Source organism: Mesorhizobium sp. L2C084A000 (assembly GCF_000502875.1).
Lineage (GTDB): Bacteria > Pseudomonadota > Alphaproteobacteria > Rhizobiales > Rhizobiaceae > Mesorhizobium.
In genome coordinates, this window is record NZ_AYWX01000004.1 from 97,753 (window position 1) to 111,332 (window position 13,580).

A 13,580-nucleotide genomic window follows, 5' to 3' on the forward strand; every position below is an offset into this window, starting at 1 on the left:
CTGCCTGAAATGACCGCCGAGACTGTTCTCCACAATGCCCGCATCGTGCTTGCCGACGAGATCGTCGAGGGTTCGCTGGTGCTGCGCGACGGCTTTATCGCCGGCATCGAATCCGGCATCGGCCGCATCGGCGAGGATATGGGCGGCGACTATATCATTCCCGGGCTGGTCGAATTGCACACCGACCATCTCGAAGGCCACTACGCGCCGCGGCCCAAGGTGCGCTGGAATCCGATCGCCGCCGTGCTCGCCCATGACGCGCAGGTGGCGACCGCCGGCATCACCACTGTGCTCGACGCCTTGCGCGTCGGCATGGACGAAGACGCCGACCTCACATCGGCCGACATCCGCAAGCTGGCCGACGCGATCGAGGACAGTGTGAAGCAGGACCGTCTGCGCGCCGACCATTTCATCCATCTGCGCTGCGAGGTTTCGGCACCGGACTGCCTCGGGGCTTTCGCCAATTTCGACGGCGACGAGCGGGTCAAGCTGGCGTCGCTGATGGACCATGCGCCAGGCCAGCGCCAGTTCGTCAATCTCGAGACCTATGCCTACTATTACCAGCGCAAGCTGCAGCTGACCGATCGCGATTTCAAGCTGTTCTGCGAAAAGCGGATGGCCGAATCGGCGCGCAATTCGGCGCCGAACCGGGCGGTGATCGCCGCCGCCTGCCAGGAGCGCGGCATCGTGCTGGCCAGTCACGACGACGCCACATCAGGCCATGTCGACGAGGCGATCGAACAGGGCGTGCGCGTCGCCGAATTCCCGACCACGGAAGAGGCCGCCAGGGCCTCGAAAGAGGCCGGGATGGGCGTGCTGATGGGCGCGCCCAACGTCATGCGCGGCGCCTCGCATTCGGGCAATGTCTCCGCCCGTACGCTGGCCGGCGACGGCCTGCTCGACATCTTGTCGTCCGACTATATTCCCTTCAGCCTGATCCAGTCGGCGTTCTTCCTCGGCGATGTCGTCGAAGGCATTTCCCTGCCGCAGGCCGTCGCCATGGTCTCGAAGAACCCGGCCGATGCGGTTGGCCTGACCGATCGCGGCGTCATCGAACAGGGCCGCCGCGCCGATCTGGTGCGCGTGCGCGTCGACGACCATGTCCCGGTGGTGCGCACCGTGTGGCGGCAGGGAAGCCGGGTCGCATGATGGTGTCGGCATCGATCGAGCGGGAATTGTCGGCCGAGACGTTTCCGATCCGCGATGGCGTTTTCGTCGCCGTCGTCGGCCCAAGCGGCGCCGGCAAGGACACGGTGATCGGCTACGCCCGCGCCCGCTTTGCCGATGAGACAAGGCTGGAGTTCGTCCGCCGCGTCATCACCAGGCCGAGCGATGTCGCCAGCGAGGACCACGACACGCTGGCCGATGCCGCCTTCGTCGAGGCCGAAGCCGATGGCGCCTTCGCCATCTCCTGGGAAGCGCACGGCTTGCGCTACGGCATCCCCGTCGATGTCGACTGGTCCGTTGCCAATGGCCGTGTCGCTGTCGCCAATGTGTCGCGCGCGATCATCCCCTCCTTGCGCGAACGCTATGCCAATCTGGCCATCGTCGAGATCACCGCCTCGCCGGAGGTTCTGGCAGAGCGGCTGGCAATGCGCGGTCGCGAGTCACGCGGCGAGGTGCTGGCGCGACTGGCGCGCAGCGCCAATGTGAGCCTGTCGGGACCTGGCGTCACCTCGATCGACAACAGCGGCCCACGCGAGGCGGCCGGCGACCGTTTCGCCGAGGTGCTGCGCAAGGCGATGGCTTTTTCCGACATGTCGGGCCTGATCTAGGCTAGCCTTCAAGCGCAAAAGGCATGAACAAGACGGTGCCGGCAGCACTTTCGCCAGGGGCCAGCACGATCACGCCTTCCTCCGGATCGTCCCACCGGCCCCGGTTGAAAGCACCGGAGGCATTCGTTTGCGGCTCGACGCAGAAATACGGTTTTGTCGGATCGGCGTAGAGCATCAGATGCTTGAAGACCGGGTCGGCCTTGATCCGCAAGCCGGCACCGCGGGTTGGAAAACGAATGATCGCCTCGCCCCTCCAGCCGCCGTAATCACTGTTGCGCCAGCCGTTTGGCAAAGGCCGGTCCTCGGCAAAGTCGAGTTCGGGCGGAAGTGTGATCGGATCACCGGAAATGCCATCCGGCTCTTCGAGGTAGAAGCGCTTCGCCTCGAATTGCAATGTCACGTCCGGATCGCGATCGAACCAGGGATGCAGGCCAAAACCGAACGGCAAGGTAACCGGTCCGGTGTTGGTGAGCGTAATGGTGACGCTCAGCCCCTCTTCGGTGACCGCGAAAGCCTGCGTCGCTCGATAGGAATAGGGCTCGGCTCCGGCGGCAATGTCCAGCGTCAGCGTCGCGTTCGCGGCTGCTGTCTCGGTGACAGTCCAGGCGTGTTGCCAGCCGCTGCCGTGCACGTTGAATTTCTCCGGCGGATTGTTGGGCAGGACCTGCCAGCGCTGCGCCCCGAAGTCGAAAGCGTTCCCAGTGATGCGATTGGCGTAGGGCGTCATTGGAAACATGGCCACGCCAAGCACATTGCCGGTATCGCGATCCCCGTCCGAAAGCCGGCGCAGGAGATCGATGCCGCGCCAGCGCAGCGCGCTCACGCTGCCGCCGATTTGCGGCGCCAGTTCGGCTTCAAGCGCCCCTGCCCTCAACATCAACAGTTCAGGTTTCGCTCTCATGGCTTGCCACTCGTCCGCCACCGACATCCGGCATGATGTGGAGACGTCCCGCAATCGCAGAAGGGCGGCAAGGCCGCAACCATTTCATTCATGCCGCCAGGCGCCGACAAACGCGCGGCGCGTCTTGGCAGGGCGATTATTCCGCGGCCGCGCCGGAAGCGCTCTTGCGCGTGGCGTCGACCATCAGCCGCCGTTCCCGGAACACGCCCCATTGCTGGTCGACCAGCACGCCGATGAGGATGACGCCGCCCATCACCGCGAAGTTGAGCGAGGACGGGATGCCGAGCAGATTGACGAGGTTCTGCAGTTCCTGCAGCAGCACCGTGCCGAGGATGACGCCGATCAGCGAGCCTTCGCCGCCGCGCAACGAGAAGCCGCCGAGCACGGCGGCGGCGATTGCGTAGAGCTCGTAAAACTGGCCGTGGCTGGCCGGTGAGATCGAGCGCGTGTACATGGCGAAATAGATCGCCGACAGCGCCGTCAGCACGCCGCAGATGACATAGGCGGCGATGACGACGCGGCCGGTGCGGATGCCGGAATATTTCGCCGCCTCCTCGTTCTTGCCGATGGCGTAGAGATAGCGGCCGAACACCGAGCGGTGCAGCACCACCCACATGACTATTGAGATGACGATCAGCGCGATGAAGCTGTTCGGCACGCCATAAGAGCGCCCGGCGGTCAGGAATTCGAGGTCGGGGAAATTCTGGCCGAACGCAAAACCCGCCGTGCCGTCGCCAGTGTAGAAGCGGGCGACGCCGCGGTAGATCAAAAGGCCGCACAGGGTGACGACGAAGGGCTGCAGCTTGAGCCTTGTGATCAGCCAGCCATGTGCCAGGCCGATGATGGCGCCAAGCACCAGGATGAGCACGAAGGCAACCGGCCATCCCATGCCACGCACGGCGATAAAGTCGATGAATAGCGTTCCGAGCAGCGCGACCACCGAGCCGACCGACAATTCGATGCCGCCGGTGATGATGACGAAGGCCTGGCCGATCGACAGGATGCCGAACAGGCCGATCAGGTTCGAGGTGTTGGCGAGGTTGATCGGAAGCAGGAAGCGCGGATTGATGATCGCAACGATCGCCCCGACCACCAGGATCAGGATCAGCAGGCCGAGATCTTTCTTGCTCATCGTCTTCTCCCCAATGCCCGCCCTGGAAGGTTCCGGACCGGAACCCGTGGCAAACAAGAAACTATTTCGGCTGCTTGCCCACTGCCAGCAGCAGCACGTTTTCCTGGCTGAACCGGTCCTTGTCGAGAATGCCGGAGATCTGGCCCTCATGCATGACGGCGATGCGGTCGGACACGCCGATCACCTCTTCCATGTCGGAGGAGATCATCAGCACGGCGACGCCGGCATCGGCGAGCGCCCGCATCAGCCCGTAGATTTCCGCCTTGGCGCCGATGTCGATGCCGCGCGTAGGCTCGTCGAGAATCATCACCTTCGGATTCATGGCCAGCCACTTGCCGAGCACGACCTTCTGCTGGTTGCCGCCCGACAGCGTGCCGGTGCGCGTCTGCACCGAAGGCGCCTTGATGCCGAGATCTTTCTTCTGTTTCTCGGCGGTGGCGGTCTCGGCGCTTGAGGACACCAGGGAGCGGCGCGCATGCGCCGGCAGATTGGGCAGCGAAATGTTCTGCGCGATCGACAGGTCGAGCAGGATGCCGGTCAGCTTGCGGTCTTCCGGGACCAGGAAGATGCCTTGCGCGACGGCATCCGCCGCGGAAGCCAGCGCAAGCGGCTTGCCGTCGAGTTCCAGCGCGCCGCCGAGCTTCGAGTCAATGCCGAAGAACACCCGCGCCAGTTCGGTGCGGCCGGAGCCGACAAGGCCGGCAAGGCCGAGGATTTCGCCGCGCCTGACGTCGAGATCGACCGGCCGGCCGGGATAGGCAGGCGTACGGATGGCCTTGGCCGCAAGCGCCGTGGCGCCGGGCGCACGCGCCGCCTCCGAAGCTTTCTCGCGCTCCTTCAGCATGCGGCCGATCATCAGCTTGACCATCTGGTCGTGGCCGATGTCGCTCTTCGGCAAGGTACCGGCCAGCATGCCGTCGCGCAGCACCACGACGCGGTCGGCGACGCGCTCGACCTCGTGCAGGCGGTGCGAAATGAAGATGACGCTGATGCCGTCGGCCTTCAGCGCCTTGATGACGTCGAGCAATTTGTCGGTCTCGGCGAGCGGCAGGCTGGACGTCGGCTCGTCGAGGATGACCAGCCGCGCCTCGATCGACAGCGCCTTGGCGATCTCGACCATCTGCTGCTGGGCCAGCGACAGGGTCGCGACCGGCGTGTCGGCGGAAAAATTGGCGCCGACGCGCTTCAAAAGCGGCGCCACCATGGTGCGCAGCTTGGCGCGGTCGACGAGCCTGAGCGGCCCGGCGCGCAACGGCTCGCGGCCGAAAAAGATGTTGGCGGCGACATCGAGATTGTCGAACAGGTTGAGTTCCTGGTGGACGAAGGCGATGCCCGAACCCAGGCTGCCTTCGACGGAGAGCCTGTCATGCGCGGTGCCGTCGACGGTGATCGTGCCGCTGTCCGGCTTGGTGACGCCGCCGAGAATCTTCATCAAGGTCGATTTGCCGGCGCCGTTTTCACCGACGAGGCCGATGACCTCGCCCGGCCTGACCTCCATGGAGAAGCCGTCGAGCGCGACGACGCCCGGATAGGTCTTGCGCACGTTCTCGAGGCTGAGGAACGGCGTCGTTGCTGCGATGGATGTGTCGGAATAATTCATCATGCCTGACAGCGATTGGCGGGCCGACTTTTTGGCAGACTGACGATCCGCGTGCGGTTCGTCAATGCGAGCAGCCGGCCCAAGCGACGTTGAGCCGGCTGAACTGCTTCAAGTCTTATTTTCCGGCCATCGCCTTCAGATTGGCGGCGTAGGCGTCGACGTCATCCTTGCCGATGATCTTGGTCGGGATGATGATGAGGTTGCCTTCCGGGATGCCCGACTTGTCGCCCTTGAGATAGGCAGCCATCAGCTTCATGCCCTGATAGGCCCATTCGAAGGGCTGCTGCACGACGGTGGCGGCAATGGTGCCTTCCTTGACGCCGCCCAGCGTGATCGGATCGTCATCGAAGCCGACGACGGTGATCGAGCCGAGCTTGCCGGCGTCGCGCAGCGCTTCATAGATGCGCGGCGTATTGTAGGAGTAGAAGCCGACCATGCAGGTGACGTCGGGGCTGGCAACCAGCGCGTCCTCGACGTTCTTCTTGGCGCGCGCCTGGTCGATGTCGTCGCCGCGCACGTCGATCAGCTCGATCTTGGTGCCGGCGAGGCCGTCCTTCATGCCCTGGATGCGCTCCTTGGCATTGTCGGCGCCGAGCAGGCCAACGAAGCCGAGGCATTTTCCGCCATCGGGCATCGCCTTCTTGGCGATTTCGGCCGCCTGCTTGCCGGCATCGACATTGGACGAGCCGATATAGGCGACGCGCTTGGTCTGCGGGGCGTCCGAGTCGGTGGTGAACAGCGCCGTTTCCGAAGCGATCTTGTTGAGGCCGTCGGTCGAGGTCTTGGGATCGACAGCCGAGACCATGATGCCCTTGACGCCGGCGGTGACCAGATCGTCCATCAGCCGCTGCTGGATGGCGACCGAGGACTGCTCGGGATATTTGAGCTCGAGCGTATAGTCGGGCAGTTCGCCCTGCGCCTTCTTGACGCCGGCTTCGGCGGCCTTCCAGAAATCGGAAGCGCCGTTGACGACGAAGGCCAGCGTCGGCTTGTCTTGGGCGCGCGCGATTGCCGTGGCCGACAGGCCAAGCAGCAGCGCGGCCGCGGCTACGGATGCATTGCGTATCAAGGATTTCATGTTCAACCTCCCGTTTGGCTCAGTCGTTGGACCGGCCGATCTTGCACTGACCTGATTTGCCGTTTGCAGCGTGGACGCCCTCCTCCTCAAAGGGGTTCCCGGCACCGAAAGAATGGCGTCGTTCCAGCCACGATCATGGACCTTAGAGACTCATCCTTCGTTCGTAAATAGTCCGATTTGTCTGACATATCACATATCCGAGACGAGGCTCGCGAAGGTAGTACCCGCTCGCCACCGGGCCATTTTCGTACTCTCCCGCCGCCCCGGACGTGACCGGCCGGACGCGACGGATTGACGGTACAGCGCATTTTTGTATTAGTAAACAGTATTAGTTGCGGGGCAAATGCCGGCGTTTCGCGACGTATCCATCGGCGAGCCGTCCTCACCGCTAAGGCCACCGCCCAAGCCTTTGTCATTTGAGTTTTGGCTTGTATGGAGATGCATGGCGGATGGACCTACGGCATACTAATAGTTATAAACGCCCTTGACGATATCTCTATGAATCGACGGCGTCACGCCATCTTGCCGGCCTGACCGGCCTGCCAGACTGGGATTTGCCATGAGCGAGACGACGGATCGGGCCAGCGACACGGCGAGGCGGCGCAAGGCGGCGGCCAAGGGCGCCAAGGGCCGCGTGACCATGATCGATATCGCCAGGGCGGCCGGCTGCTCGCAGGCGACCGTTTCCTTCGTGCTCAACAATTCGCCGGGGATCAAGCTGTCGCAGCAGACCCGCGAACGGGTGATCGAAGCCGCGCGGACGCTTGGCTACACCGCGCCCGCCTTCGAGGCCCTTCACCCGGCGTTGCCTGCCTTCGAGGGGCCCGCCTTCGAAGGACTCGACGGGGTGATCGGCTTTGCCGTCGACCAGCTCGCCACCAGCCCGGAAGCCGTGGTCGCCATCGAGGGCGCGCGCCAGGCCTCTTGGAACGCCGGCAACGTACTGCTGGTTGCGCAGACGCTGGGCGATTCCGTCATGGAGCCGCGCGCCATCGCCGCACTCACCAAGCGGGGCATTTCAGCGCTGATCTACATGACCATCTTCACGCGCGAGATCACCGCGCCCGACTATCTCTACGGCCTCGACATCCCGGTGATCCTGCTCAACTGCTACACGGCGGACTATGCCTTCCCGGCCGTGGTGCCGAGCGAGATCGCCGGCGGCCAGAGCTCGACCCGCCACCTGATCAGCCACGGCCACCGCCGCATCGCCACCATCACCGGCGAGCCGTGGATGCAGGCGGCGCAAGACCGGCTGAAAGGCTACCGCCGCGCGCTCGCCACCGCCGACATCCCGTTCGACGGCGAATTGGTGGTCGAGGGCGACTGGTCGGCCAGCGCCGGCTACGCCGCGACCGTCAAGCTGCTGGCGCTGAAAGACCGGCCGACCGCCATCTTCTGCCAGAACGACCGCACCGCGATCGGCTGCTACGAAGCGCTGAAGGAGGCCGGTCTGCACATCCCTGGGGATATTTCCGTGGTCGGCTACGACGACGAGGAAATCGCCCGCCATCTGTTCCCGCCGCTGACGACCTCGATCCTGCCGCACATGGCAATGGGCCAATGGGCGATCGAGCAACTGGAGGCGCCGTCGCCGCCTGGACGAGGGCGGTATCCGATTACGAAGCTGGAGTGCCCGCTGGTGGAGCGGGAGAGTGTGCGTGGGGTGGCGGGTTAAAAAGGCGTCCAACACGACTTAGCACGATGAACATAATCTAAGCCTAACCCGACTTGCACCCGACGCAAGCTCACTTATTATTCGGCTGTGAAAATCATCAATTCCTCAACGGATGATCTGTTTGCCGCGCTGGCTGCAATCACACTAGCTCGTGCTAACTTTGTTTGCTCGCCAACGCCCGAATAGAGATCGCGTATCGACCCGTGGTTGGCGTTCAGCACCATTACTGAAGCCCCACGCCCTGCGGCGCGCACCACAGCATCCCGGAGTCGTATCTGGTCATCCCAAGAAAAAATCTTGTCATTGTATTTGATAAATCCATTGTAATTATGCTTAACCGTGTACGGAGGATCCACAAATACAAAATCACCTCTCTCCGCAGTATCAATGGTCTCTTCAAAATCAGCTACAGATAAGTCAACCGACTGCAGGCGAGCAGAGGTCTTTTCGAAATTGTCTCCCGCCATTACCACATCTGTTTTTGTTCCAATCGGCACGTTAAATTGATTACGCAGATTAACGCGGTACAACCCGTTCCAACAAGTTCTGTTCAAATAGATGAACCACGCAGCAAGCGAGATTTCTTCCGCCGGCTTGTGGGCTCTGGTGGCATAGTAATATTCTGGATTATGTTTCTCGTGGTGAATTTGCAGCAATCTAGACACATCCACATGGGCGCTGCGGATCGCGTTGTAGGTGGTAATCAGGTCGAAATTCAGGTCGCTTAGCAGAGCATTTTTCGGACTCAACGCGAAGAAAACGGCGGCTCCGCCCAGGAATGGCTCGATATAGCGCCCCTCAAATGCGGGGATAAGATGCAGGTATTTTTCACAAAACCACCTCTTGCCCCCGGCCCACTTAAGAAACGGCACCACAATTTCATTCGCTGGAGACATCTGCCTATTCCACCCTGTCGCGCCATCGGTAGGCCGACCAACCTAGTATTCGTCGACGGGAATCCCGGCGGCCTCGCAGCGCTCATAAAGGGCGCCCTTCAGCCAGGCAAGAAAATCTAAGTCGGCGTCTGATAATTGCCGATATATCGAGCTATGGGACGCGATATTGCGGATGTCATTGAAGTCCTTTATCCAATCGACGTGATATTCCTTGGATTTTGGATTAACTCCCCGAAGCGGGATATTGAAAATTGGCTTTAGGAATTCCCAGTTTCCTTTCTGTTTTATTACCGTTTCAAAATCTATGATATGGAGGTAAGCCTCTCTAGGCGCTCGCTTCTCTGGTTTGGCCTGCTGTTGCGAATTGTAGGCGGCCTGCTTAATCTTACTGTCTGCGATGCCAAGCTCCCAATATTTCTTTTCGCCGGAAGGAAGTTCGTCCTTACCGTAGATTTCCTTGAGTTTTTCGATCACGACCCCAGAAATTAACTTGGTCACATCCTCAACATCTAGTTTCGCTTGGGCTCGCCTCTCGTCGCTTGATTTTGCCTTATAGTCACGAAATTCGTCCGGTCCGAATGTTGGCGTTGCAGTCGCGATCAGATCACAAAGGTGGAAGAAATAGTCCCGAACGCCTCCTTCCCCGTATTGCTTGGCAAATCGAGCTTCGATCTCGGAGTCGTTTGCAGCCTTTAGCCAGTCGATGAGCGGCTTGCAAAAGGCGGTCACACAGACATCTATCTCGTCCAACGAAGCTAGAATGGGGTCTATCTTCCCTGCGGCGTGCTGGAATCTGAGCACTTCATTAAACAGCATAAGATGAGCGCGTATTCCCGGGTTCGTCACGACATGGGACGCGCGACCTGTCATCCATCTTTCCGGCACAGCATCTTCAATCATCCTAAAATAGCTGTTTATCGCTCGTCGCGCCCTGTCGAGAGTGGCAGAATCAGTTGCTCCTGAGAGATACCCACCAAGACGGACCTTCTTTACGACCCGGCCCAAGAGTTGGGATCGCTTCAAACCTTTTTGAATCTCGGGTACCGTGAGTACCTGTAAGTCAGATGCCGGCACACCCGGTGTCTGAAAGCGTCCGTAGAAGGGACTCGTCGCGTCTAGCGCCAGCTTCCGAATGAGAAACGATGACAGCGCAGAAAGAGCCTCGTCAGGATCGTCGCTACCCATTTGGAGATCTGCCTGCAAGGCGACCAAAAGGCTTGCGGGAACACTCTTCTGCTTGTGATTAATCGTAATAAAAAGTTCCGCCTCTTTCACTGTGGCCATTTGCTCGAAGGCAACAACGAAAAGAGGTTGCTTCAGATACTCCTCAGATAGATTTGTAAACCCCAGGAGCCGATGTTGACCATCGATCACCCAGGCGCTTTTGAATTCATTCGGAAGAACTAAATGGCCGAATTTGAGCCCGTCTATCGTATTGTCATTTTTTGCAAGAGGCTCAAAGGTACATTTCTTGGTAAAATTAATTAGAATGTTCGTCGGGAAATACCCACCATCCTTGATAAACTTACCTATACTTTGCAATCTCTTTTTATCTACCATACGCTGATAGGCAGGAGTGCCATCAGGATTATTTAAAGCATGGTGATTTACAAAAGCTATTTTCAGAAGATGGCCGGCAGGAATGGTGAATGAGTAGAAGTTCTCAGTTCCCAATCTTCCTTTGACAGCGGGGACCTTATATCCGCTTAGTGCAGGGATTTCTTGCCCCTTAAGGAACTCGGCTAAAAACTGGTATTTTCCAGCTGTTCCAACGTGCTTGACGAACGCCTCGAAGTACTGAAGTTCATTTTCAGTTATTATTCTTATTCCGTCAGCCAAAGCTCGTGTAACATCAGGCTCGGTCCATATTATGTTATCCGTAACATATATCCACAATATCTTGGGGTTATAACCGTCACCAAAATGAGCTCTGATCGCGTTGGCGGTAGGCTTTTTCAAGAATGCGGTTTCATGTAAGTCCTTCTGTAGCGATTTTCTACCTCTCACCTCTTTTGATTTGCATTCGAATACAATTGCTGTCTCAGAATCTTTGGCAAAGACGTCAATCTGTTTTGTACCGGCGGACCCATCATTTCGCGAATAGGAAACTTTGAAAGCCCCTCCGCTAAGTACAGGATATCCCATATCTCTGCATAGGCACCACACGCGATCTTCTAAGCTGACAGAAATGGGTTTAGTTTTTTGAACAACAGTGACCCGCTTTTGGCGTCTGACAACTTTCCAACCTTTGGACTCTGCATCGTCGGTGTCGGCGATATGTACTGTTTTCTTGACGACCGGAGACTTGCGCGTCTTGTAGGCCTTGGAAAGAGCCCCGCCGTCTATTAGCAGTGGCTTGAGGGCAAACGAAACTGATTTAAAGTCAATTTTAGGAGCTATCGCTTCCTCGCTCTCGGTCACGGCCTCCTGAGCATCAGTCGTCATTTCTTCCTCCCCGCCTGTCGTTCTGAACAGGCTAAACAACTATTCGAATCAATTATTGGAGCGAGGTCAACCACCTGCCCAAATTGTCCCCCTTTTTGCCTCTATTTTCCTTTTTGCAATGCGCCGGATGCAAACTGATCCGACGAGACTATCGGTCGAACTCGTCAGCGTAACTCGGCTAACTGGGCGGAAGGTATGAGCGTTGGCGCACCCGACAGGATTCGAACCTGTGACCTCTGCCTTCGGAGGGCAGCGCTCTATCCAGCTGAGCTACGGGTGCTTTCCGGAATCCGGAAAACGAACCAGCCGATGAACCGGCAAGTCACGGCTTCTTAGCGGAAGCAGGCGCGGGCTTCAACGGGCAATTGGAGATTGGCTCCGCGACTTGGCTCGATACGCCCTGGCTACGGCCTATGAGGTTCGCGCCCGCCCGCCCTTCGCAGGCTCAGGGCGTTCGTCGTTCGAAAAGCCAAGCAATTGGCTTTTCGTCCGCTGCGCGGACCACTCCTCACCCCGCCCCACTCTTCACCACCCGCCGCCTGCGCACCGCGCGCTTGGGTTTCTTCGCGCCGGTCAGTTCGTGCATCGCGTCCAGCTGCATCTGCTGCATTTCGGCCAGGCGTGTCCATTGGCGCGAGATGAGGTAGTCGAGCTTTTCGTGCAGATGGCGCACTTCGAGCTCGGCCTTGAGGTTGACGCGGTAGTCGTTGAAGGAGCGCAGGCGGTCCTTGGACTCCTGCCGCCTCTGGCTCATCATGATGATCGGCGCCTGGATGGCGGCGATGCAGGAGAGCAGCAGGTTGAGCAGGATGAAGGGGTAGGGATCGAAGGCGCTGCTCATGCCGGCGATCAGGTTGATGCCGATCCACACCAGCAGCACGCTGCCAAACGAGATCAGGAACCACCAGCTGCCGCCGAAGGCCGCCATGTTGTCGGAGACGCGGTCGGCAAAGGTGCGGTGCTCCTCGAACTCTTCTTCCGAGTTTTCGGAAATCGTGTCCTGCCTGGCGATCGATTCGACCACCTGGCGGTCGAGCTCGGAGAATTCGCCGTGCTCCTGCTGCAGCAGCTCCTCCATGTAGCGCATGCGGTAGCGGCCGAGCTCGGCGCGGCTGATGCGGGCGCCGGCCGGCAGGTCGGGATGGTCCGACCGGATGCGGTCGGCGAGGCTCGGGCGCAGCGTGTCGATGCGCACCAGATCGCGCTTGCGGAATTTGCGGCCTGAGATCGCCGACGGTTTTTTCTTCGGTTTGCCGCGTTGGGCGCCTGGGCCTGCGGGTTCGGAGTCCGGCACTTCGGGCGTCTCGAAGTGCTCGTCCGACACCGGATCGGCCTCAAGCTCACCGATGATCGGCGCCTCGAAATATTCGCCGCCGCTGTCGTGCTGGTTGTCTGCCGGTTGCTCGGGCGTTTTGGGGACGGTGCTCATGGTGCGGGCTCCTGGTGGTGCTGGGCGACGTATGCCGCAACATCGCCAGCATCGCGACGGATTTCGTGGGACTACAAGTGTTTTTGATCGAGGGCAGGAGGCGATGGGCTTCGATGCTGCCGGCAGTCCACTCTTCGCAGGCTCAGGGCGAGGTTCGAGATTGCCCAACTTCGTCATCCATGGGCGGAGCGGGAGCGAAGACCGGAGGGCCATGCCATAAGCTGTCGCTTGCGGTGAAGAACTTGCCCGATGTTTGCGCCAATCACCCCCCTCTGTCCTGCCGGACATCTCCCCCGCAAGGAGGGAGATTGGCTGTCATCCCGGCTTTCGCCAATTTCCACCGTCACATGAGTGAGCGTAGCGCCGAAGCCGCTGATCTCCCCCCTTGCGGGGGTTGAGGAGCGGTCCGCGCAGCGGGCGGAAAGCCAATTGCTTGGCTTTCCGAGCGACGAACATCCGGCAGGACAGAGGGGGGTGCTGTCCCGCCAACGTGCGCAAGGTTCTGCACGCGGCGGGCAACAAAAAACCCGCCTTGCGGGCGGGTCACGTTTCCAGTGGGTCGATTGGCGCGACTCAGCACCCTACCCAAAACAGTAGCGTAGCTGCCCTCACCGAGTCAAGAAAAAATTCCTACCCGTCACCGTGC

The 13,580-nt window shown here is 60.1% G+C and carries 10 protein-coding genes and 1 tRNA gene; 3 read left to right on the plus strand and 8 right to left on the minus strand.

The genetic code is table 11. The features are described 5' to 3' along the window. Nucleotides 1-9 precede the first annotated feature (9 nt). Complete coding sequence (locus X735_RS154460) at nucleotides 10-1,149, plus strand: alpha-D-ribose 1-methylphosphonate 5-triphosphate diphosphatase (RefSeq protein ID WP_023810670.1); 1,140 nt, start codon at nucleotides 10-12, stop codon at nucleotides 1,147-1,149. Beyond that, nucleotides 1,146-1,775 carry a phosphonate metabolism protein/1,5-bisphosphokinase (PRPP-forming) PhnN gene (gene phnN / locus X735_RS154455; RefSeq protein WP_023810671.1) on the plus strand — a complete coding sequence of 210 codons (630 nt, stop codon included), beginning with the start codon at nucleotides 1,146-1,148 and terminating at the stop codon, nucleotides 1,773-1,775. The genes X735_RS154460 and phnN overlap by 4 nt, the downstream gene beginning before the upstream one ends. 1 nt (nucleotide 1,776) lies before the next feature. Here phnN and X735_RS154450 read toward each other — a convergent pair whose 3' ends face one another. From X735_RS154450 to X735_RS154435, 4 genes are all read right to left on the minus strand, one after another. After that, nucleotides 1,777-2,676 (minus strand): aldose 1-epimerase, encoded by a 900-nt coding sequence (locus X735_RS154450; RefSeq protein WP_031213037.1) that lies wholly within the window; start codon nucleotides 2,674-2,676, stop codon nucleotides 1,777-1,779. A gap of 136 nt (nucleotides 2,677-2,812) precedes the next feature. After that, nucleotides 2,813-3,808 carry an ABC transporter permease gene (locus tag X735_RS154445; protein WP_023810673.1) on the minus strand — a complete coding sequence of 332 codons (996 nt, stop codon included), beginning with the start codon at nucleotides 3,806-3,808 and terminating at the stop codon, nucleotides 2,813-2,815. A 61-nt stretch (nucleotides 3,809-3,869) separates the two neighbouring features. Beyond that, on the minus strand, nucleotides 3,870-5,408 hold the full coding sequence (locus X735_RS154440) for a sugar ABC transporter ATP-binding protein (protein WP_023810674.1): 1,539 nt from the start codon (nucleotides 5,406-5,408) through the stop codon (nucleotides 3,870-3,872). Nucleotides 5,409-5,523: 115 nt separating this feature from the next. Beyond that, a complete protein-coding gene (locus X735_RS154435; protein ID WP_023810675.1) occupies nucleotides 5,524-6,486 on the minus strand; it encodes a sugar-binding protein in 963 nt (320 codons plus the stop codon). Between the two features lie 559 nt (nucleotides 6,487-7,045). Between X735_RS154435 and X735_RS154430 the strand changes: the two genes are divergently transcribed. After that, on the plus strand, nucleotides 7,046-8,164 hold the full coding sequence (locus X735_RS154430) for a LacI family DNA-binding transcriptional regulator (RefSeq protein WP_023810676.1): 1,119 nt from the start codon (nucleotides 7,046-7,048) through the stop codon (nucleotides 8,162-8,164). A gap of 77 nt (nucleotides 8,165-8,241) precedes the next feature. Here X735_RS154430 and X735_RS154425 read toward each other — a convergent pair whose 3' ends face one another. From X735_RS154425 to X735_RS154410, 4 genes are all read right to left on the minus strand, one after another. Then, nucleotides 8,242-9,060: a Dam family site-specific DNA-(adenine-N6)-methyltransferase gene (locus tag X735_RS154425; RefSeq protein ID WP_023810677.1), complete on the minus strand. Its 819-nt coding sequence runs from the start codon at nucleotides 9,058-9,060 to the stop codon at nucleotides 8,242-8,244. Nucleotides 9,061-9,102: 42 nt separating this feature from the next. After that, nucleotides 9,103-11,505: a DGQHR domain-containing protein gene (locus X735_RS154420; protein WP_155930573.1), complete on the minus strand. Its 2,403-nt coding sequence runs from the start codon at nucleotides 11,503-11,505 to the stop codon at nucleotides 9,103-9,105. Between the two features lie 203 nt (nucleotides 11,506-11,708). Beyond that, a tRNA-Arg gene (locus X735_RS154415) sits at nucleotides 11,709-11,785 on the minus strand. A gap of 228 nt (nucleotides 11,786-12,013) precedes the next feature. Beyond that, nucleotides 12,014-12,934 carry a DUF1003 domain-containing protein gene (locus tag X735_RS154410; protein ID WP_023810679.1) on the minus strand — a complete coding sequence of 307 codons (921 nt, stop codon included), beginning with the start codon at nucleotides 12,932-12,934 and terminating at the stop codon, nucleotides 12,014-12,016. Between the last annotated feature and the right edge of the window lie 646 nt (nucleotides 12,935-13,580).

Coding starts and splice junctions, on each gene's coding strand:
- X735_RS154430 (WP_023810676.1), top strand. CDS start 7,046: ATGAGCGAGACGACGGATCGGGCCAGCGACACGGCGAGGCGGCGCAAG.
- phnN (WP_023810671.1), top strand. CDS start 1,146: ATGATGGTGTCGGCATCGATCGAGCGGGAATTGTCGGCCGAGACGTTT.
- X735_RS154445 (WP_023810673.1), bottom strand. CDS start 3,808: ATGAGCAAGAAAGATCTCGGCCTGCTGATCCTGATCCTGGTGGTCGGG.
- X735_RS154420 (WP_155930573.1), bottom strand. CDS start 11,505: ATGACGACTGATGCTCAGGAGGCCGTGACCGAGAGCGAGGAAGCGATA.
- X735_RS154450 (WP_031213037.1), bottom strand. CDS start 2,676: ATGAGAGCGAAACCTGAACTGTTGATGTTGAGGGCAGGGGCGCTTGAA.
- X735_RS154460 (WP_023810670.1), top strand. CDS start 10: ATGACCGCCGAGACTGTTCTCCACAATGCCCGCATCGTGCTTGCCGAC.
- X735_RS154425 (WP_023810677.1), bottom strand. CDS start 9,060: ATGTCTCCAGCGAATGAAATTGTGGTGCCGTTTCTTAAGTGGGCCGGG.
- X735_RS154435 (WP_023810675.1), bottom strand. CDS start 6,486: ATGAAATCCTTGATACGCAATGCATCCGTAGCCGCGGCCGCGCTGCTG.
- X735_RS154440 (WP_023810674.1), bottom strand. CDS start 5,408: ATGAATTATTCCGACACATCCATCGCAGCAACGACGCCGTTCCTCAGC.
- X735_RS154410 (WP_023810679.1), bottom strand. CDS start 12,934: ATGAGCACCGTCCCCAAAACGCCCGAGCAACCGGCAGACAACCAGCAC.